We start from the raw sequence: 22,048 nt of genomic DNA, 5'->3' as shown, positions 1-22,048 counted from the left end.
ACCCGCACGAAATGACCGAAACAACTTTTCCGCTGGCGACTTCATCGTGGGATGAGGCAGAATATGCTGCCCTCCAGCGAGTCATCTCCGGGGGCCGGTTCACGATGGGCCCAGAAGTGAAAAAGTTCGAGGAAGAATTCGCCTCGTTCTTTGGCGCCGAACACGCCGTGATGGTGAACTCGGGTAGTAGTGCAAATCTCATTGCGATTGCAGCCGCAGTCGCCAATCCCGATGTGGACTTGAATCCGGGTGACGAGGTGATCGTCCCTGCAGTCTCGTGGGCTACCACGTATTACCCGATCAACCAGCTGGGTCTGACCCTCCGATTCGTTGACATTGACGTTAATACGCTCAACATGGATCCGCGGCTTGTATTAGACGCGATCGGGCCTAAGACAAAAGCGGTTTTCGCGGTGAGCTTGCTGGGTAACCCCGCCGATTTGCTTGCATTGTCAACTATTTGCGACGACCACGGGCTCGTCTTGCTCGAGGACAATTGCGAATCCATGGGCTCAAAGATTGGTGATAAATTCACCGGCACCTTTGGTCTGGCGGGAACGTTCAGCTCGTTCTTCTCACACCACATTTCGACGATGGAGGGTGGAATCGTCCTAACCGACGATTCTTATATGTATCAGGCGATGGTGTCGCTCCGCGCCCACGGCTGGACGCGAGACCTACCGAAGGACAACCTCATCTTCCCCAAGACCGGTGTCGACTTTGACGACCACTTCCGGTTCGTTCTTCCCGGCTACAACGTGCGCCCGCTTGAAATGTCCGGCGCGCTGGGGCGCGAACAGCTCAAAAAAGTTCCCATGCTGGTTTCGGGTCGGCAGGACAACGCGATACTTTTCCAGGAGCGATTTGCCGGTCGGGATGACGTGCGCCTTCAATCGGTCGCCTCGGAGAGCAGCTGGTTTGGCTTTTCCCTCGTCTTGGAGGGCCCTCTGGCCGGACGTCGGGCCGAGGTCGTTGAGGCATTGACAGGCGCAGGCATTGAATCACGGCCGGTCGTAGCCGGAAACTTCACTAAGAATCCCGTCATGTCCCGGCTATCTGCGATTGTTCCGGACAGCCTCCCGGCCGCAGACAAAGTCGACGTCGATGGACTCTTCGTGGGCAATCACCACTATCCCATCCCTCGCGAAATTGACCGCTTGCTCGACACCATCAACGCTCTCTCCTAGGTCGATTGGCGGCTCCAAGTCGCTCGCCGGAGGGTGAGATCGCGCTTGCTAGACTTCCAAGGTGCAAATCCGAGAGCTTTCCATTCCCGATTCCTACGAAATTACACCGAAGCAGTTCGGTGATGATCGAGGGGTGTTCCTTGAGTGGTACCGCTTCGACAAGCTTGAAGAGCAGGTAGGGCACAAACTTAACCTCGCTCAGGCGAACACCTCCGTGTCGAAGCGGGGTTCAGTGCGCGGTATTCACTTTGCGGATGTCCCGCCCAGCCAGGCCAAGTACGTCACCGCCGTTCATGGTGCTGTTCTCGACTACATCGTTGATATTCGAGTGGGCTCACCTACCTTCGGTCAATGGGACAGCGTTCTGCTGGACGACACCGATCGTCGCGCGGTCTACATCGCCGAGGGACTCGGCCACTGCTTCGTCGCGCTGACCGACAACGCCACGGTCAGTTACCTCGTAAACAGCACGTTCAGCCCGGGCCGTGAGCACGGCATCAGCCCACTCGACGAAGAGATCGGGCTCGTGTTCCCCGCAGAGGCCGGAGAGGTACTGCTCTCGACCAAAGACACGGAAGCCCCGACACTCGCGGCTGCGGGCGCTGCTGGCTTCCTCCCTACCTGGGATGCCGCTCGCGCCTACTACGCCACTTTGAACGACAGGAACTAACGCTCATGCGCGGAATCATTCTCGCCGGTGGCTCAGGCACGCGGCTGTGGCCCATCACCAAGGGCATCTCCAAGCAGCTCATGCCCATCTGGGACAAGCCGATGATTTACTACCCCTTGTCGACGCTGATGATGGCGGACATCAAGGAGATCTTGATTATTACCACTGCCGAGTACAACGAGCAGTTCAGAGCGCTACTCGGTGACGGCTCCGATCTGGGCATCCGCATCGAGTATGCAATTCAGCCTTCTCCGGATGGTCTTGCTCAAGCATTCATCATTGGCGAAGAATTCATTGGGGACGATAGCGTTGCGCTGGTCCTCGGCGACAATATCTTCCACGGTGCAGGCCTTGGTTCTTCTCTGCGGGGCAATGCGGAGATCGAAGGCGCTCGAATTTTCGCTTATCACGTAAGCAATCCAACATCCTATGGAGTCGTCGAATTCGACGAAACGGGCACGGCCATATCCATTGAGGAGAAGCCGACCAAGCCCAAGAGTAACTACGCGGTTCCGGGCCTCTACTTTTACGACAATTCCGTCGTGGAGATTGCGAAGACCATTGAGCCGAGCGCACGAGGCGAATTGGAAATCAGCACGGTCAATGAGCGGTACCTCGAGCAGGGGACTTTACACGTGCAGGTGCTCGACCGCGGCACGGCATGGCTGGATACTGGCACGTTCGAGTCAATGATGCAGGCCTCTGAATACGTGCGCGTCATCGAAGACCGTCAGGGTTTCAAGGTGGGGTGCATTGAAGAGATCGCTTGGCGCGCCGGCTGGATCACGGACGCGCAGCTCGCAGTCCTTGCAGCCCCCCTCATCAAGAGCGGCTACGGTCGGTATCTGGCAGGTCTGGTTCAGGCTTAGCGGGGTGACCGACGGGCCTCGAGGCGGGAACGGAGCCCCAACCCGACGGCCAGCAGAAGTCTTAAGGGCCGCTGCCACGGACCCGAGTATTTCTTGAAGAGAAACTTCTGGGCGCTCTCATGGTGCGCGCGAATCATCCCGGCAGATTCATCGTGCGTTGATGTGGAATGCGCGCCGGTATGCACGACGACGGCGGCGGGCTCATACAGGTTGCGAAGCCCCAGACGACCGATGCGGTACCCCAGGTCGACATCTTCGAAATACATGAAGTAACTCTCATCGAATCCGTCAAGCTGATCGAAAACCGATCGACGAATCATTAAGAAGGCGCCGGACAGCCAGCCAGCATCCCGCCGTACGGCTTCGATTTCGGATTCCTTGCGATAGTTACGCGTCCACGGATTCTTCGGCCAATAATTTGCAAAGATCGCGTGGCCGACGCCGGATCGAAGCGACGGCACCGTGCGGGCCGAGGGATAGACCTCGCCGTCGGACGAGAGTATGCGCGGGCCGACCGCAGCGATGGCCGAATCGAGGACTGATCCCAGAAGGATGTCGATGCAACCGGGATTCACGGTCACGTCGGGATTACTCACGACGACCCAGTCGATTTCTGGTTCCAATTCGCGAACTGCGGAATTGATGGCGTACCCGTAGCCTCGATTTGAGGGCAGCGGGAGGTAGGTCGCACCTGCAGAGGTCGTCAGTGACTCGACCACATTGGTGAATGCGGCCGGCTTATTGTCCACTACTACCACGTGGAGCGGCTGGCGAGATGCCGACGGCAGGGAAGCGAGGAAGGGCCCGAGGACGTCATCGGAGCCATAGCTGACAGTCACGACTGCTACACGTGGGGTAGGGGCGGGAGGCTTCGATACGGTGGACATACGACTACCAATCATAGTTCTAGGCTAGATTGGCATGCGGCCATACCGGCCAGATACCCCAGTGAGGCTAAATGCGATACCTAAAGGAAGTTCTCCAGTCGAGAGAGCTCCTGGCCAATCTCACCCTGCGTGAGATTCGCGGTCAGTACAAGCGCACGATTTTTGGCCAGCTGTGGTCGTTGGTGAACCCACTCGCGTCCATGCTGGTCTACACGCTCGTCTTTGCATTCATTATTCGCGTTCAACCCGAAGCTGGCGATCCCAGTGGCCTAGATATTTTTGCCGTTTGGTTGCTGTGCGGCCTCCTCCCGTTTGCGTTCTTCTCCAACGTGGTTCAGCAAGGCATGGGTTCGATTCTGGGCAACGTCGGGCTGGTGCAGAAAGTTTATTTCGCACGAATCGTGCTGCCGCTCTCCAAGGTCGGCTCTGTTGGTTACAACTGGCTGTTCGAGATGGGCGTGCTCGTTGTCGTGCTGGTCATTTGCGGCGCCTTCGTTTGGCCGTGGCTTCCTCTCGTCGTCGTAACGATGTTCTTGTTGGCTGTCTTCGCGGCCGGGCTCGCTCTCATTCTGGCCGTTGCAAATGTGCATTTTCGTGACACTCAGTACTTTGTCTCGATCATTATGCAGATTTGGATGTACCTCACTCCGATCATTTACCCCATCAGCCTTGTGGCGACTCAAAGCGACAAATATGGCGGTCTATTTGGCACGTCAGTGACAATCCTCGACATTTACCGCATCAATCCCATGGAACGATTCGTCGCAGTGTTTCGTCAGCTTCTATACGACAACCGGTGGCCGAATCCGCAGGACTTTCTGCTGTGTGCGATCTGGGCACTCGCCGTATTCTGCGTGGGACTGTGGGTTTTCCGACGGAGCGAGAAAGGACTGGCTGAAGCACTGTGAGTGAAATTGCTGTGGAGATTGAACACGTCAGTAAAAAATTTCGTCTGTACCACGAGCGCAACCAATCGATCAAGTCCGCAATCATGCGCGGTCGCAGATCCGTGCATGAGGACTTTTGGGCGCTGAAAGACGTCGGCTTCGAGGTTCCAGTCGGGTCCACGTTTGGCCTCATTGGCAGCAACGGATCGGGCAAATCGACGCTCTTGAAGTGCCTCGCCAAGATTTACTATCCCGAGACGGGCAGAATCACCTACAACGGCAAGATCGCCGCTCTTCTTGAAGTTGGCTCGGGATTTCATCCCGAGCTATCGGGGAGGGAAAATATCTTCCTGAACGGCTCAATTCTTGGGATGTCCAAGAAAGAAATCACCGGAAAATTCGATGAAATCGTGAATTTTTCAGGAGTTGAACAATTCATCGACCAGCCGGTGAAGAATTACTCCTCGGGAATGTACGTGCGGCTCGGCTTCTCCGTAGCGATCAATGTCAACCCTGACATTCTCGTGGTTGACGAGGTCTTGGCTGTCGGAGATACGGAATTCCAGGCCAAGTGCGCGCAGAAGTTCGTTGATTTCAAGAACGAAGGCCGCACGGTGATTTTGGTGAGCCATTCGATGGAGTCCGTTCGTGAAATGTGTGACAGCGCTGCCTGGCTAAGCCACGGTGAGCTCGTCAAGGTCGGGCCGGCCGACGAAACTATCACCGCGTACCTGGAATCACTTCCTGGAGCGTCGGCCGCATAGCAGATCGTCGTTGGGTTGACGAGGACTGTGTACTAGGAACCATTGATCGTTGGATTGACCGCGTCCGTGCGGTGTAGTCATTATTTGTGAGGTGTCACTGTGAAGAAGCGTCGTTCGGGTGTCGTGTCGGTCGTTTTGGTCAATTTTCGGGGCGCTGACGACACGATCGAATGTGTTCGTGGGCTGCTCGCGTTGGATTGGCCTGAGAGGCTTCTCGAAATCATCGTCGTCGAAAACGGTTCCGGTGATGACAGCCTGGATCGACTCCAGGAAATTGGCGACCAGGTCGTGCTGGTCGAGTCGGAAACGAACCTTGGTTTCACTGGTGGATGCAACCTCGGCGTCTCCAAATCTTCTGGTGAATTCATCGCTTTCCTCAATAACGATGCAAAACCTGAAAAAAGCTGGATAAAGGAAGCAATTGCCACTTTCAACGCCGGGCTGAACATTGGTGCAGTGGCCAGCAAGGTGCTGGACTGGGATGGCGACAACGTTGACTACGTGGATGCCTCCATCACGTGGTACGGAATGGGATACAAACCTCACGCTGGTGAAAAGGACAGAGGCGCCTGGGACGTCGAGAAGGATGTCCTTTTCGGAACCGGGGCCGCGATGTTTATTCGCGCGTCAGTTTTTGAGGAGCTGGACGGTTTTGACGACAGCTTCTTCATGTTCTACGACGACGTGGACTTGGGATGGCGCTTGAATCTACTGGGCTACCGGTTTAGGTTTCAGCCGAAGTCACTCGCGTTTCACAAACATCACGCCTCCATGAACAAATTCGGGAATTTTCGCGAGACTTACCTTCTGGAACGCAACGCGCTCTATACCCTTTACAAAAATCTCGATGATGAATCTCTCGCGCAAATATTTCCCGGTGCCCTTCTGCTGGCAACCCGACGGGCGGTCGCCCGCGGAGAACTGGATTCTGGTTCCCTGGACCTTCGCGTTCCAGGCGATGACTCTGAGCTGACCGTACCCGTCTCCAAGCTGACCATGGCCGGGATCTACGCCGTAGATCAGTTTGTGGAACTCCTCCCCGAGATGACACAAGCCCGCTCCGCGGTACAGGCCAGCAGGACGCGAACGGATCGACAGCTGAAGAGCCTGTTCGGCAGCACCGACGAGCCGGCCTATCCGATCGAAAACTATCTGCGCGGCTACGAGAAGATCATCGATAATCTCGGGCAGTTGAACATCGAGGGCCGCCGACATGTACTAGTAATCACGGGCGACCCGGTCGGGCTGCAAATGGCCGGGCCAGCAATTCGCGCATGGAACATCGCAAGGACTTTGTCCGCTGATCACGACGTTCGACTGGTCAGCATGAGCAAAGCCGTTGCCCTCGATGACATCGTCGAAGTCGCAACTATTTCGCATCACAAACCAAATTCGGTTGTCGAACACGAGCAGTGGGCCGACATCATCATCGTTCAGGGTCATGCTTTGGCCCTGTTCCCCAGCCTGGAAACATCCAGCAAAATACTCGTCGTCGATGTGTACGATCCGTTGCATCTCGAGCAGTTGGAGCAGGGTAAAGGACTGTCGCTCAAAGTCTGGAGCAAGCAGGTCTCTGAGGCTACGGATGCACTCAACCACCAGCTGCTGCTCGGTGATTTCTTTCTGTGCGCGAGCGAACGTCAACGCCACTTCTGGCTGGGGCAGCTCTCAGCGTTGGGGCGGGTTAACCCCTACACGTACTCTCGCGATTCCGATCTCGACTCTCTGATCGCAGAAGCGCCATTCGGCATCCCGTCTGCCGACCCGGTCCACAATCGGCCGGCCCTGCGCGGTGTGGTTCCAGGCATTGGGCCCGACGACAAAGTCATCATCTGGGCAGGGGGAATCTACAATTGGTTCGACCCGGAAATCTTGATCCGCGCAGTGTCACAGCTCAGCCTCACCCACCCCAATATTCGGTTGTTCTTCATGGGCATTAAACATCCGAATCCCGCTGTGCCCGAAATGGAAGCGGTGGCTTCTGCCCGCGTTCTGTCTGAGCAGTTGGGCCTCACCGGCAAGCACGTCTTCTTCAACGAGTCCTGGGTGCCATATGACGACAGACAGAATTACTTGCTTGAGGCGGACCTCGGCGTATCCACCCATTTTCAGCACGTCGAGACAACGTTCTCCTTTCGCACGCGAATCCTTGACTACTTGTGGGCGGGGCTTCCGATTGTGACAACAGACGGCGATTCCTTCGGCAGTCTCGTCGGCCGGGAGTCTCTGGGCGCAGCCGTCCCCGAGCGAGACCTTGCGAGTTTGGCCTCAGCACTCGAGCGTTACCTTTTTGACGACGCCGCGATTCTGGCCGCTCGGGAGAATGTCGCGCGGGTGCGGCAATCCTTTACCTGGGACAGGGCGTTGGCACCGCTCGTAGAGTTCTGTCGCAACCCGCAGTCGGCCGCTGACAAGGCAGTCGCCAAAAAGGGTCGAAAGCAACGACGATCGTCGAAGGTGCCAAACGGCCTGCCCCCCGCGCGGTCGTCGCGAAGCACGGGCATCCGCCGTGATCTTGAACGTGCCGCTTACTACTTTCAGCAAGGTGGGCCGAGCGCTGTTGTCGAGCGCGTGCGCGCTCGGCGGGAGCGCAAGAGCGATGCGGCCAACTGAACGTGTCTGAACAAGCTGTGAAACGAATGAATTGTAAAACTATGAGTGACAAGGTAGAGAACATGCATGCGGACGAGCAACAGTACTGCGACAAGACAGGGTGCGGACAAATCCGACTGGAACGTGACGCCCTTCTCGCGAGCATCAGAGATCTCACGCATTCCCAGCTCATCGGTCGAGACATCGAGTTGGGGCTACGCGCAGAACTCATGCAGACTCAGATCGATATCGAAGAGGCGCGCGCTCGTGGCAATCATGATCTCGCAGCGACACGTCGATCCGTGACTTGGCGGGTCGGACGACTTGTCCTACGCCCCGTTTCCGTGGGTAAACGAGTATTCAGACTCATCAAGAAGTGAAGTCCATGAAACCCCCACTCATTTCTGTCGTCACACCGGTTTACAACACTCCACTGGACGTGCTGCAGGACACCATAGATTCAGTTTTGACTCAGACCTTCGAAGACTGGGAACTAGTCCTCGTCGATGATTTCTCCCCCCAAGGAGGCGTGCGAGACGTCCTTCACCGTGCGGCCGCCAAGGACTCGAGAATTCGAGTTGTTGAGCGGAGCTTCAATGGTGGAATTGTGCAAGCTTCCACTGACGCCATTGCTGCTGCGACTGGCGAATTCATCGCGCTGCTTGACCATGACGACATTCTCTCGGCGCGGGCGCTGGAACGAATGGCGAAGGAGATCCTCGACGATTCACTGGTCGACTACCTGTACTCCGACGAGGACAAGGTCGGACCCGATAGAAAACACTTCGACAGATTCGACAAGCCGGACTGGTCGCCGGAGCGGTTGCGCGGGCAAATGTACACGGGGCACCTCTCCGTATTGCGAACGGCCCTCGTGAGGGAGGTCGGTGGGTTTCGACAGGAATTTGAAGGATCGCAGGATCACGACCTCGTACTGCGCGTCACTGAACAAGCTCGGCACATCGTTCACGTTCCCGAGGTGTTGTATCACTGGAGGGTCGTTCCCGGTTCGACGGCCGAAAACATCGACAACAAGCCCTACGCTTGGGATGCCGGCGTTCGGGCCGTGACCGCTCATCTCGAGCGCGTTGGAATTCGGGGGCACGCCGTCGCGGGTCCCGTCCCTGGTACCTATCGCATCGAGCGAGCCCACGAACTGGACCGGTCCGTCAGTGTGATCATTCCGACCCGCGGCACCGCCGGAGAGGTCTGGGGACAAAATCGCATCTTCGTCGTAGAGGCGGTCCGCTCGCTCCTGGCCACGTCCAGCCATCGGGATCTCGAAATTGTCGTCGTCTACGATGCGTCGACGCCGGAAAACGTCCTGACGGAACTTGCCGAGATTGCAGGCGACCGATTGACTCTCGTGCCGTTCACCGGAACGTTCAATTTCAGTCGCAAATGCAACGAGGGCTTCCTCGCGGCCCGCGGTGATGTCCTATTCTTCCTGAACGATGACGTGGAAGCGATCAGCGACGAAATCGTGGGACGGATGATCGCACCGCTCAGTGAAACCGACGTGGGCATGACCGGTGCTCATTTGTTTTTCGAGGATGGCGCTGTCCAACATGCTGGTCACGCTCATCACATGGGTCAGTTCAGCCATGCCTATCTGGGAACCAAACGCGGAGACTACGGGGCATTTTCGTCGCTGCTGATAAATCGGGAGGCGTCAGGTTTGACGGCTGCATGCATTGCGATGCCCCGGGACGTTTTCATCAGTGTTGGTGGATTTTCCGAGCTCTTCCCCGGCAACTTCAATGATGTCGACCTGTGCAAAAAGGTCGGACAGGCAGGCTTCCGAATGGTCTGGCTGAGCGATGTCGAGCTTTACCACTTCGAATCACGTTCTCGTAACCCGCTCGTGCATTCATTCGAGCACAAGATGATCATTGACCGTTGGGGCGGGCCGCAGCGGGACCCCTACCTGGCCTAGTCCGACCGATCGCACGGAGAATCACCCGCACTCGGTGCGGCTTTTGCCATAGTGTGGAGATCGTGGTGCGAACTAGTGTCTGGTTCATACCAACATCGCCGCACCCGCACCCGCACCCGCACCCGCACCCGCACCCGCACCCGCACCCGCACCCGCACCCGAACGAGAAATACGGTTATGAAGATTAAATGGATGCGCGTGTTGGCGCTTGGTCTCGTTCTGGGCTCCCTTGGAGCCTTCATAGTTGCCGCGCCGCAGCGGGCAGAGGCACTGTCCGGCTCGGATTTCAATCCGGGCAACATCATTTCTGATCAAAACTTCTTCACGACGGATGCGATGTCTCAAAATGAGATTCAGGCATTTCTCAACGCACAGGTCGGTACGTGTAGTAACACCTTGTGCCTAAATGTTTACAGTATGAATACCGCAACAACCACACTTGCCTTCGGCACTTGTGCCACGTACGTCGGTGAGGCGAATGAGTCTGCTGCCCGCATAATTTATAAGGTTCAACAAGCCTGCTCGGTCAGTGCTAAAATACTCTTGGTCACACTTCAGAAGGAACAAGGACTGGTCACGAGCAAGGGGCCTACCGAAGCAATCCTTCGCAAAGCGCTGGGTCAAGGATGCCCGGATGGCAGCTCTTGCGACCCCGCGTTCTACGGATTTTTCCTGCAGGTTTATTCTGCGGCGCGCCAGTTCGCTTGGTATGGCAACCCGGCCGGATCGCACACTTCGATCAAGGTTGGGCAGACCAACGCAGTTAGATTTCATCCGAACACCGCATGCGGATCCAGCAATGTAGTTATTCAGAATCGTGCCACCGCAGCCCTGTATTACTACACGCCCTATCAGCCGAATCAAGCCGCTCTGGCAAATCTCGGGGGCACGGGGGATGCCTGCTCTTCGTACGGCAACCGCAATTTTTGGATACAGTACAGTGATTGGTTCGGATCGCCGACCGCCGGTAAAAGCCCGGTCGGAAATGTCGAATTGATCTCTGGCAGAATCGGCGGCGTTCAGGTGGCCGGCTGGGCCTTAGACCCTGACACGACCTCGCCCATCGACGTCCACGTCTATGTTGATGGAGCTGGTAGAAGTATCCAGGCGAACCTGTCGCGGTCAGACGTGGGGGCACACGGATACAACGTAACTATTCCGGTGACGTTCCCCGGCATTCACTCCGTGTGTGTGTATGGAATAAACACTCTGGGCGGGACCAACACGCAGTACGCCTGTTCCACCGTCGTAACTCCCGGCGGCTCTCCAATTGGAGGCGTTGAGGCTGTCTCTGGCGTGGATGGGGGAGTTGCTGTTAGCGGTTGGGCGATAGACCCGGACACGGCTCAGCCCATTGACGTTCACGTCTATGTCAGCGGGGCTGCTGTTGGTTATCGGGCCAACAAGATTCGAACGGATGTCGGTAGGGCATACCCTGAGTACGGCAACAACCACGGGTTCTCCGAGAAGATCACGGCGACACCTGGAGTTCACGACGTTTGCGTGTATGCCATCAATACAAGTTCTGGCGCGAATGCACTCTTTGGCTGCACGAGCGTCACCGTTCCGGGCAATTCCAGTATTACAGAGCAAGGACGCACGCCGATTGGTGCCTTCGAAGCGGCCCAGGGCGTGACCGGCGGGATTAACGTCGGCGGGTGGGCGCTGGATCCGGACACGGCTTCGTCGATTGCGGTGCACATCTACGTCGATGGCACTGGAGTTCCCTATCAGGCGAACAAGCTCCGCACTGATGTCGGCGCTGCTTTTCCTCCATATGGAAACAACCACGGTTTCGGCGAGACGATTGCGGTGACCCCCGGCAATCATCAGGTCTGCGTCTATGCGATCAACACCGGCCCCGGTACCCATGCGATGCTGGGTTGTTCGGCTGTTACCGTTCCGGGTGCAGTGGGGATCACCGAGCGTGGACGGGCGCCGGTGGGCGTAATTGAAGCGGCACAAGGGGGCTCTGGAGGGGTGAACGTTAGCGGTTGGGCACTCGATCCCGATACGGCCGCATCGATCGAGGTTCACGTCTACGTGGATGGGGCTGGATCTTCTTACACAGCGAACAAAGCCCGCACGGATATCGCTTCGGCTTTCCCCGGCTACGGCGCGAGTCATGGTTTCTCAGAAACAGTCAGCGCCCCTCCCGGTGCACACGAGACGTGCGTGTACGCGATCAACACCGGATCGGGGGTGAACTCCTTGCTCGGCTGCCATACGGTCACCGTTCCCGGGTCCGTCGGAATCACTGAGCAGGGTCGAACTCCCATCGGAGTGCTGGAAGCTGTCCACGCGGTTTCCGGAGGAGTCAGTGTCGGAGGGTGGGCCCTTGATCCGGACACGGCTGCGGCAATTACCGTTCACATTTACGTCGACGGCGTCGGCGTGCCCTATAGCGCGAATAAGTCACGAACAGATATTGCGGCGGCCTTCCCCGGCTACGGCGAGAACCATGGATTCGGCGAGACTGTTTCGGTTGCTCAGGGATCACACCAAGTGTGCGTCTACGCGATCAATTCAGGTGCAGGTGCGCATGCGTCGCTCGGCTGCTCTACAGTGACCGTTTCCTAGCAGAAAGCCTGGCGGCAACCGTATTCGGCGCTATGCGGCGACGAGACCAGAACTCGTTGAGTACTACCCGCGGGCGTTTTCAATGAGTGTCAGGTATTGCTGAGCCCGGTGCGGCCAAGACCACTGTTCAAGCTTGTTGAGCGGATAAGGCGGCTGGGGGGTGTCCAGGGTTAGGCGCATGGCGTTCGCCAAGTCGGCTGCCGTTTGTCCACTTACGATCCGAACTGGAGCTCCCTCCTCCTTCAGCTTTGCCGCCCCGGGAACTTTGTAGGTCACGATCTGACCCTGACCCGCTAGAGCCTCAAGCAGGGTCGTCTGAAATCCCTCGGCCAAAGTAGTCGGATTGACCAAAACTGAATTACTCAAATGCGATCGTACGGTTTCGCCGTCGACATATCCGTGGGCGGTCGCAAGTGACTCCAGTCCCAAGGCCCCGATCTGGTTCAGGAGGGCCGCACGGTCGGGTCCGTCGCCCAAGACATCGAGTGTGAACGGTGCAAAATGTGGGTCTTGAGCCAGAAGGGCCCCCGCTTCCAGAAAGCGATCCCAGCCCTTGCCGGGAACGAGGCGACCGACGAATACAAAGTGACGACGAGCAGCGGCGCAAGGCTGCGGTTGTGACGAGACTGTGAATTTGATCGCGTTATAGAACAAGTTCGCGTGTACACCGGCCAGCCGGCCAACGAAACCGACGACCTCTTCAGAGACTCCCAACACGCTTGACGCGCGGCGTAAGGCGTGACGCCCAAACGTGACGTCGACTGCTCGGCTGGCGAGCGCGATGAGGGGCGAGACGCCTCGAACAAAATCAGAGCCATGCTCCGTGTGCAGGACGGGGACACCCAGCCGGCGGCCGACAGCCAGACCGACCCAGGACATCGGGAAAAAGCGCGTGTGCGTCGACACGGCCGTCACGCCCTTGTCAGAAAATCGGCGCCCAAGACGCCATGCAGTGCCAAAGGAGGGAAAAGACATGACTGAGGCAATGGGAAAGTGCCGGCGAATGCGGTACACGGCGATACCACCTTCAACAGACGCGCTGGGTACGTCCGCGAGCGTTACGACCGTGACCCGATGCCCTTGCTGTACAAGCTCATCGGCGAGGTCCGCGACGTGTCGCTCGAGACCGCCGACTCGCGGGGGGAAACTGTTGACGATGAATAGGACGTGTTCTTGCGCGGGAGTGAACATAACGATGTGCTGTACCTCTGACTCTATGGCGCAGTGCTTCGACGCCGTCTCTACGCCCGCAAAGTGCGAACAGCCGGGGAATACCCCTCGCCTAAGTCTACGTGCGCGCAAAGCCAGACTTCCAAGTTCGACTAGCCTTGAACATTGGTGGTAGTTCGTAGCAGACAGGACGTGATGCAGTGCGTGGGGTAAGTGTAATTCTCCCGACCGTTCGAATTGATGACTGGCTCGATGACGCGGTTCAGTCGATCCTGGATAGCAGCGACGTGGAAATTGACCTCATTGTCGTCCACGACGGAGTTGAGCCGGATCCTTTGCTTCCGTGGATGAAAGACCCCAGAGTGCAGGCCGTCCACCACCAGGTACGGAGAGGCCTGCCCGCGGGGCTGATGAGCGGACTCGAGCATGCGCGTTTTGAACTCATTGGGCGTTTGGACGCCGACGATTTGGCCGATCGTCGGCGGCTGGGTCGGCAGGCGGACTATCTGACAAGTCACTCAGACACGGTCGCGGTCGGAACGCGAACTATGAATATCGACGGTGACGGCCACGAACTCAACGAATTCCGGATACCCGTTGGTGACGATATTCGCAGCAACCTATTATTGTCCAATGCCATTGTGCATTCGTCCGTCATGTTTCGAAAGAGCGACTGTCTGGCTGTTGGCGGGTTCGACACATCACTTCCACAGATGGAAGATTACGATTTGTGGTTGCGCATGGCTTGCTTGGGACCGATCGCGAACCTCGACGAAGTTCTCACCTACTACCGCGTTCATGCCGGACAGATGAGCCGGGGTGCGAAGCCTTTCGGTATTCACATTGCTCGAGTCATGACCGGTCGAGCGAATCTGCGCCGGCATCTGAAGGCCCCCGTGTTCCCGTCGATTGCCAAGGATATCGTTTGGCGCGGCGTTCAATTCTTGCGGTACTACGGGATTATTCGTCCCGGATACGAACGGTAGAAATTGACAAATCTGCGTTGTTCCACGTGAGAGAATCGGTGAATGGCAACTGTGGTGGACATTCGGGACGGTATTTGTGCGTATCTGCAGGGCGGGTTAGGCAACCAGCTCTTTATCCTCGCTGCGGGGCTAGAACAAGCCAATCGTCTGGGTTGTCCCCTTTACATCGATGCGTCGCGTTTCCTGGGGCGTGACCCGCTCGAATTCGCGCGTGAAACGCCTTGGCCATACGCGATGGATTCCCTGAACCTCCCAGGGACCATCATCGGGACACAATCACCTTGGTATAAGAATTCGCCTCGGAGGCCGCGCGCAATTCGCCAGCCCGGAAGACGATCGTTTGGGCTCTCCGTTTATCGTCAGCCGGCTTTCGGCTACGACGAAAAGATCAATGATATTTCGCGCGGAACAACCATCCTGGGATATTTCCAATCACCCAAGTTCTTTGAGAATGTAGCCGAGCAGGTTCATGACATTATTTGGAAGTCTCAGACGTCGGAGACTGAGAGTTTAGCTCTTCAGAGAGTTGAAGATGATCCTCGTATTTCGGTGCATATGCGCCGCGGTGACTATCTGAGTACCGCAGCACGAGCACACCACGGAATCGCTTCGGCGGAATATTTCGTGCGTGCTTTGGACTTGTGCGCGAAGCTCGTGCCGGCCACGGGGTCGCGAATTTTCTCGGATAGTCCGGAGGTCGCACGGGAGGAGATTGGTAATCGCACCGGCGTTGAACTTTTCCTCGATGCCGACACTCTCGGCACTGTCGCCACGCTGAAGGCTATGGCGATGGGCACCGGATTCGTCATGAGTAACTCCTCGTTCAGCTGGTGGGCGGCCTGGCTTATGATGGCAGCCGGGGAACGACCCGTTATTGCGCCCCGGCCGTGGAAGGTCTCCGGCGAAAGTGCCAGCGACCTGTTGCTTCCCGGTTGGTTGACCCTGGACGCACGGTAGTCCTTCCGCCCGATCGGGCCGACCACAGGTCGGTCAACGAGAAGCAGGGATCACTCGATCGCTTGCGAAGTGAAGGTCCTGCTACCTTGTTCCCCAACTGGCGAGTTTCACTTCGTCGATCCATCGCCCACCAGAGTGTCCCAGCGCAGTGATGTCCGCATCAACCATGATCCGAGCTAGTTCAGCGGTATCCACAGTCGCCTTCCAGCCGAGTTTCGTTTCCGCCTTGGACGGGTCCCCTACAAGCGCGTCGACCTCTGTTGGGCGAAGATATCGTTCATCGAATCGCACATGGTCTTCCCAATTAAGTCCTGCATGACTGAACGAGGTTTCAACGAAGTCACGAACCGTGAAATTTCCGCCGGTCGCGAGGACGAAATCCTCGGGCTCATCGACCTGCAGCATCCGCCACATGCCTTCGACGTATTCTGCGGCATAGCCCCAGTCGCGAATGGAATCCAGATTGCCGAGGAAAACCTCGCTCTGCGAGCCTGCCTTGATCGCGGCTACCGCGCGGGTTATCTTGCGGGTGACAAAGGTTTCGCCGCGGCGGGGCGACTCATGGTTGAAAAGAATCCCGTTCACCGCGAACATTCCATAGGCCTCGCGGTAGTTCTTGGTGATCCAGTAGCTGTAAACCTTAGCTGCACCGTAGGGTGAGCGCGGATAGAAAGGGGTCTCCTCGTTCTGTGGTGGAGGAGTGGCGCCGAACATCTCCGAGCTGGACGCTTGGTAAAAGCGAGTCGTGATGCCGGACATTCGGACGGCTTCCAACAGGCGAATCGTGCCCAAGCCAGTGGTGTCCCCAGTGTGTTCAGGTTCGTCAAAGGATACGCGGACGTGAGACTGTGCTGCGAGATTATAGACCTCGTCGGGCTTGATCTCGGCAAGAAGTGTTACCAGGCGAGTGCCATCGCTCAAGTCGCCGTAGTGAAGGAACAGCTTGGCCGAGGGGTCATGTGGGTCCACGAAAAGATGATCGATTCGGGCCGTGTTAAAGGTCGACGCCCTACGGATGAGGCCGTGTACCTCGTATCCCTTGGAGAGGAGGAGTTCCGCCAGATAGGAGCCGTCCTGCCCGGTAATTCCGGTGATCAGAGCGCGTTTCGCCATAAGAGTTTCCAAATCATCGCACAGGTTGCGGCCATTAGTGTGGCCTTCGGGCCGAACAAGGCACGATTTAAATCAGTCTATCGTTTCGTGTCTACCCGCTCGTGTGTGCTCTCGGAGTATGTAAATCTGAAGTCGAGTATCCTTGCGACTGGATCGCAGAAAGCCAAGGAGACGTGTCGTGCGGAAATGGAATACGTTCGATGTCTCGTGGGCGAGACCCCGGTGGGGCAATGAGCACCTGTGCCGCACAGAGGAGCGAGTCAGCAATGACTAAATCAGACAGGGTTGACTTCTCCTGGGCGAAGACCACAACCTGGCTTCTTTCTGCAACCGTTCTCCGCAATGTGGGGCTCATCGTTATTTTGGTGTTGCTAGCCCGACTGACATCAACGGAGGTTGTCGGGCGGTATGCCATTGCGCTGGCCATTACCACTCCGATCTTCATCATGGGCCAATTCGGTCTCAAGAATGTGTATCTCACAATGCACCAGAACTTTCGGTTCGGGTCCTATGTGGCGATTCAGTTTGTAATGATTGCCTTGGCTTTCCTCGTCAGCGTTGGCGTGGCGCTCGTCTTCAACCGCGACCTGACCCTGACCGTCGCACTGGTGAGTGTGATCAAAGTCGCTGACACCCTGTCTGAGTTCTTCTCTGCACCGTTGCAGAAATACCATTCGGCACCCCGAATCTTTTGGGCTTACCTGATCAGTGCCATTCTTGGGAGTGCGGTAACCGGCTTGGCATTGGTGTACACCCGTGACCTCGACATTGCTTTGGCTGGGTTGGCCGGTACGTCACTTTTCGTGGCGCTGGCACTCATGTGGGTACCGGCCCAGCGCCTCGCCCATCACCGTGAGGATGCTGCATTCCCAGCCCTGAGCCGCGTTCGCGAAGACCGAAAAACGATCATTCGCGCGGGTTTCCCCACGGGAGTGGCTGGAGCAATTCTGGCGCTGGTTTCATCCATGCCGCAGTACTTTCTGGCACGAGATCATGGAGAATCGGCGGTCGGATCGTTCGTCGTACTCCTCTATATATTCGCCATCGCCGACATTTTTTCAGGAACACTCACTCAGGCGTGGATCCCGCGAGCACGGGAGTCCCTGAGACGCACAACTGAGAGTCGACCCCTCTTTTTTCTCCAATCTGTGCTGAAGGCGACAGGATGGTGGACCCTGGTGTTGGTGCCGGTCGCAATCTTCGGTTTGCTGCTGATGTCCCTTCTGCTCCCGGTGGTGTTCGGTTCGGGCTACTCGTTGTCATTCGCCGAGGCGGTTCCGCTGGCCGTCGGTATTCTGGTCCTGCCAGCAACGTACTTTGGGAGCACAGCTGTGGCGGTCCAGAACTTCTATGTGCACGGTCTGACCCTGGGGATTGCCGCCGCCGGCGTTTCGCTGATGACTTGCCTAGTCCTGGTGCCGCCGTTTGGCGCAGCAGGCGCATTGTGGGCGGTCGCGCTGGCATACGGAGGGCGCGGAGTTGTCGCAATTGCCATTCTTTATCCGAGAGCGCGGCCCGCAACGACTTCGGCCTGAGGGCGTACGGGAACGGGAGGCGCTCCGTGGGCGGCTCCTTCGCACTCCACCCTCGGCTGAGCCGAATCAACATCGCCGTCACTGCGGACTCCCGGCTCCTTTCGCTTCGACTGCACGGTACGAGGACGCGTGATGCTGGGGGCCAGAATCAGTAGTAGAGCTACAAAAGCAACGGACCCGACTATCCAGACTGTCATCGGCAGTATAGGAATGTCCCACCACCACTCACGGTTCGTGTCGAGATTCAGCCCCAGGGCGTCTGTTCCCGTGAGATACCGACGCATGTTGAAATGCAAGGACAGCGCGTTTGACACGCTCAGGGCGGAGACGAGGGCGATAATCTGGCCTCTGGATAGGGCGAGTTGAGTGCCGCCGACGTGCAATATCGCGATACCGCCGAGCATCACGATGAGCGGAAGTATGTAACGCGGTTGGACTTCGCTGCCGACGAACGTTTCAGATTTGAGCAAGATGTATGTCGGGATAATCCAGACGGCCGCAAGGACCACGGTCACGGCGAGGAGCTTCCGCACGGATTCGGAGATCAAGCCAGAGAAGGCCAAAGCGCCGAAACAACCCAGACCGGCCACCCAGACAACGGCGGGCAGGGTCGTATCCAGCCAGCCCAGTCCCCACGTGCCGAAAACGCCAGCCCACAGGCTTGGCACGTTCAGCAGATTATTGATAAGCAAACTTTTTAGCCCTGGGCCGGCGGCAGCATCCGAGGCTGAGTGCAAGCCTGATGACACGAGCGTTGATTGGGAGGTCGAGAGGTAGAAGGCGGCAGCTAGTGCGGCCAATCCCAGCGGAAGCAGCGTGGAAAGAATCCATTTTCGGTCCCAGCGCGCCGTCAGCAAGAGCACGACAACGACGGCGACGACAGCATAGGCCGCAGCATCAGCTCGTGCACCGGCACCCACAATCGTGGCGATCGTTGCGACCAATCCGAGACCAATTTTTCTGGCGCCAGTGGTCTCTAAGAATCCCAGAAGTGAGATCCAGATCGTTCCTGCAGAAATGATCGCCCATGAACTTGGATTGTTCGATGCGATCAGGAACATCCCCAAGGGAACGAGCGAGATTGCCCAGGCCCATACCAGCGTCGGTCGGCGTGAAACCGGAAGGATAGCGTAGAGGACCCCGGTGAGGCCAACAAAGATCAAGATGTTCAGGACCCGCATGAGCATGGCGGAAACCTCAATATTCGATCCGGCCAGGAGATGCATTACGGAGTAATAGACGGGCGGGTAGGCGCCGGAAAAGTTACCGCGATCGGACGTGACGAAGTTGTTGGTGTCCTCGAACATCGCGCCCTGACACGACGCGCTTTCCGTGGATTTGAATGCATAGCACGGCGACGCGAGCAGGGAGTTTGGAACTGAGCGTTCTGATTTTTCGGGCACCAGGCCGCATTGTTCAGTATCGACATTTGTCGCGCACCATGCACTGGCCAAGTGATAGTCGTCGTCGGGGCTGGCGCCGACTGGCGAGGCCAGCGCCCAAGCCGAGAGGGCGAGGATCGCCAAAATGGGTGCAAGTACTGCCGCAGCAGTCTTCTTGTTTCCGATGGGCCGGAGTCTGGACACAAATCGCCGTAGCTTATTCTTCCCGTTCACATAGAAATTCTACCCGTCGCCGAATAGCTGACTGAATGGGGTCGAGGCGAGCGGGGATCCAAATTCTTTAGCCGACGCCATTGATAGTGACGGGCGGGACCGGCAATTTGCACGGGGTTCGGTGAATAGAATAGAGATCATGAAACCCCCGTTCGAGCAGACTCTCATCGTCATGCCCGCCTTCAATGAGGAGGAATGCGTTGCGGATGTGGTCGCTGAGGTCTTGAAAGAACTCCCGGGCGTGAGGTGTTTGGTCGTAAATGATGGGTCAGATGATCAGACTGCAGCACGCGCAGAGGCAGCTGGTGCCGTGGTTGTCACTCTCCCGTTTAACCTCGGGGTCGGGGCCGCAATGCGGGTCGGTTTTCGGTATGCGATCGATGCTGGCTACCAGAATGTTGTGCAAATCGATTCTGACGGTCAGCACAACCCAGCAGAGGTTCCGCTCTTGTTGGAACAACTGGCGTCGGCCGATCTTGTTCTCGGAGCGCGATTTGCCGGAACGGGTTCTTATTCTGTCCGAGGGCCCCGTCGCTGGGCGATGTCTTTTCTGGCCGGTATCCTGAGCCGGTTGGTGAGGAGCCCCTTGACCGACACGACATCTGGCTTTCGGGCCAGCGGACCCAAAGCTGTGGCAATCTTCGCCAAGCATTATCCGGCCGAATACTTGGGCGACACTATTGAGACACTTGTTATTGCTGCTCGAGCCGGATGCACCGTGCGGCAGGTCCCGGTGGCCATGCGCCCGCGGGCCGGTGGCACGCCATCGCATAACCCGTTCAAGGCCGGAGCGTACCTCGCGCGCGCGGTGTTGGCCCTCGTTTTTGCCATTGTCCGGCCAGCATTCCCATCCCGACCCGAGGCACATTCAGCATGAATTCAACCAGCCAAATTCTTGGAATCGTGGCGGCGGGGATGACCCTGCTCGTTGTGGTCGAACTTCTACGGCGCAGGCATCTGCGTGAGCGCCACGCCATCTGGTGGTTTGCGGCCGGACTGCTGGCGCTTATTGCAGGTATTTTTCCGACCACTCTCGAGTGGGCTGCGGACCTGTTCGGCATCGCTGTGCCGACCAATCTGATTTTCTTCATTAGCATCGCAGTGCTGTTCCTGGTTTGCCTCCAGCACAGCTCGGAATTGACAGAACTGGAGAGTAAGACACGGGATCTTGCCGAGCAATCAGGGCTCCTGGAACTGCGTCTTCGCGAGTTGGAAGCCATCGCCAGCCGCTCCGCGTCTCGGGATAATGATTCCGGCCGATGAATACTGGCCGTGGGCGCTTCGAGGGTGGAAACGCGCATGCCAATCAATGACAAACTGACATTGTGACTGTGCTTGTGACCGGCGGTGCCGGATATATCGGATCCCACGTTGTTAGGCTCCTGTGCGACCGCGGCGACACGGTGGTTGTCGTTGACGACCTCGTGACAGGACTCCGAGACCGCATCGCTGGAGTCCCATTGGTCGAAATGGACCTGGCGCTGTCCACCGCGCCAAAACTGCTTGAAGCAGTCATGCGCGAGTACGACGTAGTCAAGGTGATTCATTTTGCAGGGCGCAAGCAGGTCGGTGAATCAGTTCTTCGTCCGGCCTGGTATTACCAACAGAATGTTGGTTCCCTAGCCAATTTGCTGCTCGCCATGGAGCAATCGAAAGTATCCCAGCTGGTTTTTTCCTCGTCAGCGGCTGTTTACGGAACCTCTGAAGGTAGCGCGCTCCGCGAGGACACTGTCACGCAACCGATCAATCCATACGGTGAGAGCAAACTTATCGGAGAATGGCTGCTCGCCGACGCCGTGAGTGCCCAGGGGCTGCGTGCCTCCAGTTTGAGATATTTCAATGTCGCGGGCGCTGGCTGGCCGGAATTGGGCGACACGGCTGTGCTAAACCTCGTGCCCATGGTCCTGGAACGACTCGATCAAGGGTTAGCACCTCTTATTTTTGGGGACGACTACCTGACCGAGGATGGCACGTGTGTGCGCGACTACATTCATGTTCTGGACTTGGCCGAAGCTCACCTCGCGGCACTCGACAGCTTGTCGAAAGGGCAGGCGCGGCACACTATCTACAACGTTGGTACCGGTATTGGGTCGTCGGTTCGGGCCATGGTTGATAAAATCGTGGAGGTGTCTGGGGCCACGGCTGTCCCAGAGGTGCGGAATCGGCGAGTAGGAGACCCGGCTGTTGTCGTGGCCGATCCGACGGCCATAGCTGAGGCAATAGGTTGGACCGCCAAGCTCGGTTTGCCCCAAATCGTGCAGTCCGCTTGGGACTCTCACCTCATACTGAAGACGTAGGT

18 protein-coding genes are annotated in these 22,048 nt (G+C 57.5%); 14 read left to right on the top strand and 4 right to left on the bottom strand.

Going from position 1 to position 22,048, the window contains the following annotated elements; all coding sequences use genetic code 11:
- The first annotated feature begins 11 nt into the window (after positions 1 to 11).
- From E3T39_RS04655 to rfbA, 3 genes are all read left to right on the top strand, one after another.
- On the top strand, positions 12 to 1,187 hold the full coding sequence (locus E3T39_RS04655) for a DegT/DnrJ/EryC1/StrS family aminotransferase (protein WP_134513577.1): 1,176 nt from the start codon (positions 12 to 14) through the stop codon (positions 1,185 to 1,187).
- Between the two features lie 61 nt (positions 1,188 to 1,248).
- Positions 1,249 to 1,857, top strand: coding sequence for a dTDP-4-dehydrorhamnose 3,5-epimerase family protein (locus tag E3T39_RS04650; RefSeq protein ID WP_134513576.1), 609 nt, complete (start codon positions 1,249 to 1,251; stop codon positions 1,855 to 1,857).
- 5 nt (positions 1,858 to 1,862) lie between these two features.
- On the top strand, positions 1,863 to 2,726 hold the full coding sequence (gene rfbA / locus E3T39_RS04645; protein ID WP_134513575.1) for a glucose-1-phosphate thymidylyltransferase RfbA: 864 nt from the start codon (positions 1,863 to 1,865) through the stop codon (positions 2,724 to 2,726).
- Here the strand turns inward: rfbA and E3T39_RS04640 are convergent.
- Positions 2,723 to 3,613, bottom strand: a complete 891-nt coding sequence (locus E3T39_RS04640; RefSeq protein ID WP_241979553.1) for a glycosyltransferase family 2 protein — start codon at positions 3,611 to 3,613, stop codon at positions 2,723 to 2,725. The two genes, rfbA and E3T39_RS04640, sit on opposite strands and share 4 nt — an antisense overlap.
- Before the next feature lie 71 nt (positions 3,614 to 3,684).
- On the opposite strand from E3T39_RS04640, the gene E3T39_RS04635 reads away from it, so the two are divergent.
- The 5 genes from E3T39_RS04635 (at position 3,685) to E3T39_RS04615 (ending at position 12,372) form a co-directional block, all read left to right on the top strand.
- Positions 3,685 to 4,521 carry an ABC transporter permease gene (locus tag E3T39_RS04635; RefSeq protein ID WP_134513573.1) on the top strand — a complete coding sequence of 279 codons (837 nt, stop codon included), beginning with the start codon at positions 3,685 to 3,687 and terminating at the stop codon, positions 4,519 to 4,521.
- A complete protein-coding gene (locus E3T39_RS04630) occupies positions 4,518 to 5,264 on the top strand; it encodes an ABC transporter ATP-binding protein (RefSeq protein WP_241979517.1) in 747 nt (248 codons plus the stop codon). Before E3T39_RS04635 ends, E3T39_RS04630 begins: the two co-directional genes overlap by 4 nt.
- A 99-nt stretch (positions 5,265 to 5,363) precedes the next feature.
- Complete coding sequence (locus E3T39_RS04625) at positions 5,364 to 7,877, top strand: glycosyltransferase (RefSeq protein WP_134513572.1); 2,514 nt, start codon at positions 5,364 to 5,366, stop codon at positions 7,875 to 7,877.
- 364 nt (positions 7,878 to 8,241) lie between these two features.
- Positions 8,242 to 9,792 carry a glycosyltransferase family 2 protein gene (locus tag E3T39_RS04620; protein WP_134513571.1) on the top strand — a complete coding sequence of 517 codons (1,551 nt, stop codon included), beginning with the start codon at positions 8,242 to 8,244 and terminating at the stop codon, positions 9,790 to 9,792.
- Between the two features lie 177 nt (positions 9,793 to 9,969).
- Positions 9,970 to 12,372, top strand: coding sequence for a hypothetical protein (locus E3T39_RS04615; protein WP_134513570.1), 2,403 nt, complete (start codon positions 9,970 to 9,972; stop codon positions 12,370 to 12,372).
- Positions 12,373 to 12,435: 63 nt separating this feature from the next.
- Here E3T39_RS04615 and E3T39_RS04610 read toward each other — a convergent pair whose 3' ends face one another.
- Positions 12,436 to 13,563, bottom strand: coding sequence for a glycosyltransferase family 4 protein (locus tag E3T39_RS04610; protein ID WP_134513569.1), 1,128 nt, complete (start codon positions 13,561 to 13,563; stop codon positions 12,436 to 12,438).
- Between the two features lie 179 nt (positions 13,564 to 13,742).
- On the opposite strand from E3T39_RS04610, the gene E3T39_RS04605 reads away from it, so the two are divergent.
- Both E3T39_RS04605 and E3T39_RS04600 read left to right on the top strand, forming a co-directional pair.
- Positions 13,743 to 14,528: a glycosyltransferase gene (locus E3T39_RS04605; RefSeq protein ID WP_134513568.1), complete on the top strand. Its 786-nt coding sequence runs from the start codon at positions 13,743 to 13,745 to the stop codon at positions 14,526 to 14,528.
- A 42-nt stretch (positions 14,529 to 14,570) separates the two neighbouring features.
- Positions 14,571 to 15,485: an alpha-1,2-fucosyltransferase gene (locus E3T39_RS04600; RefSeq protein ID WP_134513567.1), complete on the top strand. Its 915-nt coding sequence runs from the start codon at positions 14,571 to 14,573 to the stop codon at positions 15,483 to 15,485.
- An 81-nt stretch (positions 15,486 to 15,566) separates the two neighbouring features.
- Here the strand turns inward: E3T39_RS04600 and gmd are convergent, their stop codons facing one another.
- Positions 15,567 to 16,598, bottom strand: coding sequence for a GDP-mannose 4,6-dehydratase (gmd, locus tag E3T39_RS04595; protein WP_134513566.1), 1,032 nt, complete (start codon positions 16,596 to 16,598; stop codon positions 15,567 to 15,569).
- A 266-nt stretch (positions 16,599 to 16,864) separates the two neighbouring features.
- Between gmd and E3T39_RS04590 the strand changes: the two genes are divergently transcribed.
- Positions 16,865 to 18,133: a lipopolysaccharide biosynthesis protein gene (locus E3T39_RS04590; RefSeq protein WP_166784041.1), complete on the top strand. Its 1,269-nt coding sequence runs from the start codon at positions 16,865 to 16,867 to the stop codon at positions 18,131 to 18,133.
- On the opposite strand, the gene E3T39_RS04585 is transcribed toward E3T39_RS04590, so the two are convergent.
- Positions 18,097 to 19,659, bottom strand: coding sequence for a DUF2142 domain-containing protein (locus E3T39_RS04585; RefSeq protein WP_166784040.1), 1,563 nt, complete (start codon positions 19,657 to 19,659; stop codon positions 18,097 to 18,099). The genes E3T39_RS04590 and E3T39_RS04585 overlap by 37 nt on opposite strands.
- A 229-nt stretch (positions 19,660 to 19,888) precedes the next feature.
- On the opposite strand from E3T39_RS04585, the gene E3T39_RS04580 reads away from it, so the two are divergent.
- The 3 genes from E3T39_RS04580 to galE all read left to right on the top strand — a co-directional run bounded on the left by E3T39_RS04580 (position 19,889) and on the right by galE (position 22,046).
- Positions 19,889 to 20,626: a glycosyltransferase family 2 protein gene (locus tag E3T39_RS04580; RefSeq protein WP_134513563.1), complete on the top strand. Its 738-nt coding sequence runs from the start codon at positions 19,889 to 19,891 to the stop codon at positions 20,624 to 20,626.
- The gene (locus tag E3T39_RS04575) at positions 20,623 to 21,012 is read left to right on the top strand and encodes a DUF2304 domain-containing protein (protein WP_134513562.1); all 390 of its coding nucleotides are present in this window, start codon (positions 20,623 to 20,625) and stop codon (positions 21,010 to 21,012) included. The genes E3T39_RS04580 and E3T39_RS04575 overlap by 4 nt, the downstream gene beginning before the upstream one ends.
- A gap of 62 nt (positions 21,013 to 21,074) precedes the next feature.
- Positions 21,075 to 22,046 carry a UDP-glucose 4-epimerase GalE gene (gene galE / locus E3T39_RS04570; protein WP_134513561.1) on the top strand — a complete coding sequence of 324 codons (972 nt, stop codon included), beginning with the start codon at positions 21,075 to 21,077 and terminating at the stop codon, positions 22,044 to 22,046.
- The last annotated feature ends 2 nt before the right edge of the window (positions 22,047 to 22,048 follow it).

Origin of the sequence: Cryobacterium suzukii, assembly GCF_004403185.1 — a bacterium.
In the GTDB taxonomy this organism is placed as follows: Bacteria; Actinomycetota; Actinomycetes; order Actinomycetales; family Microbacteriaceae; genus Cryobacterium; species Cryobacterium suzukii.
This window is presented reverse-complemented; position numbering and strand designations above follow the sequence as displayed.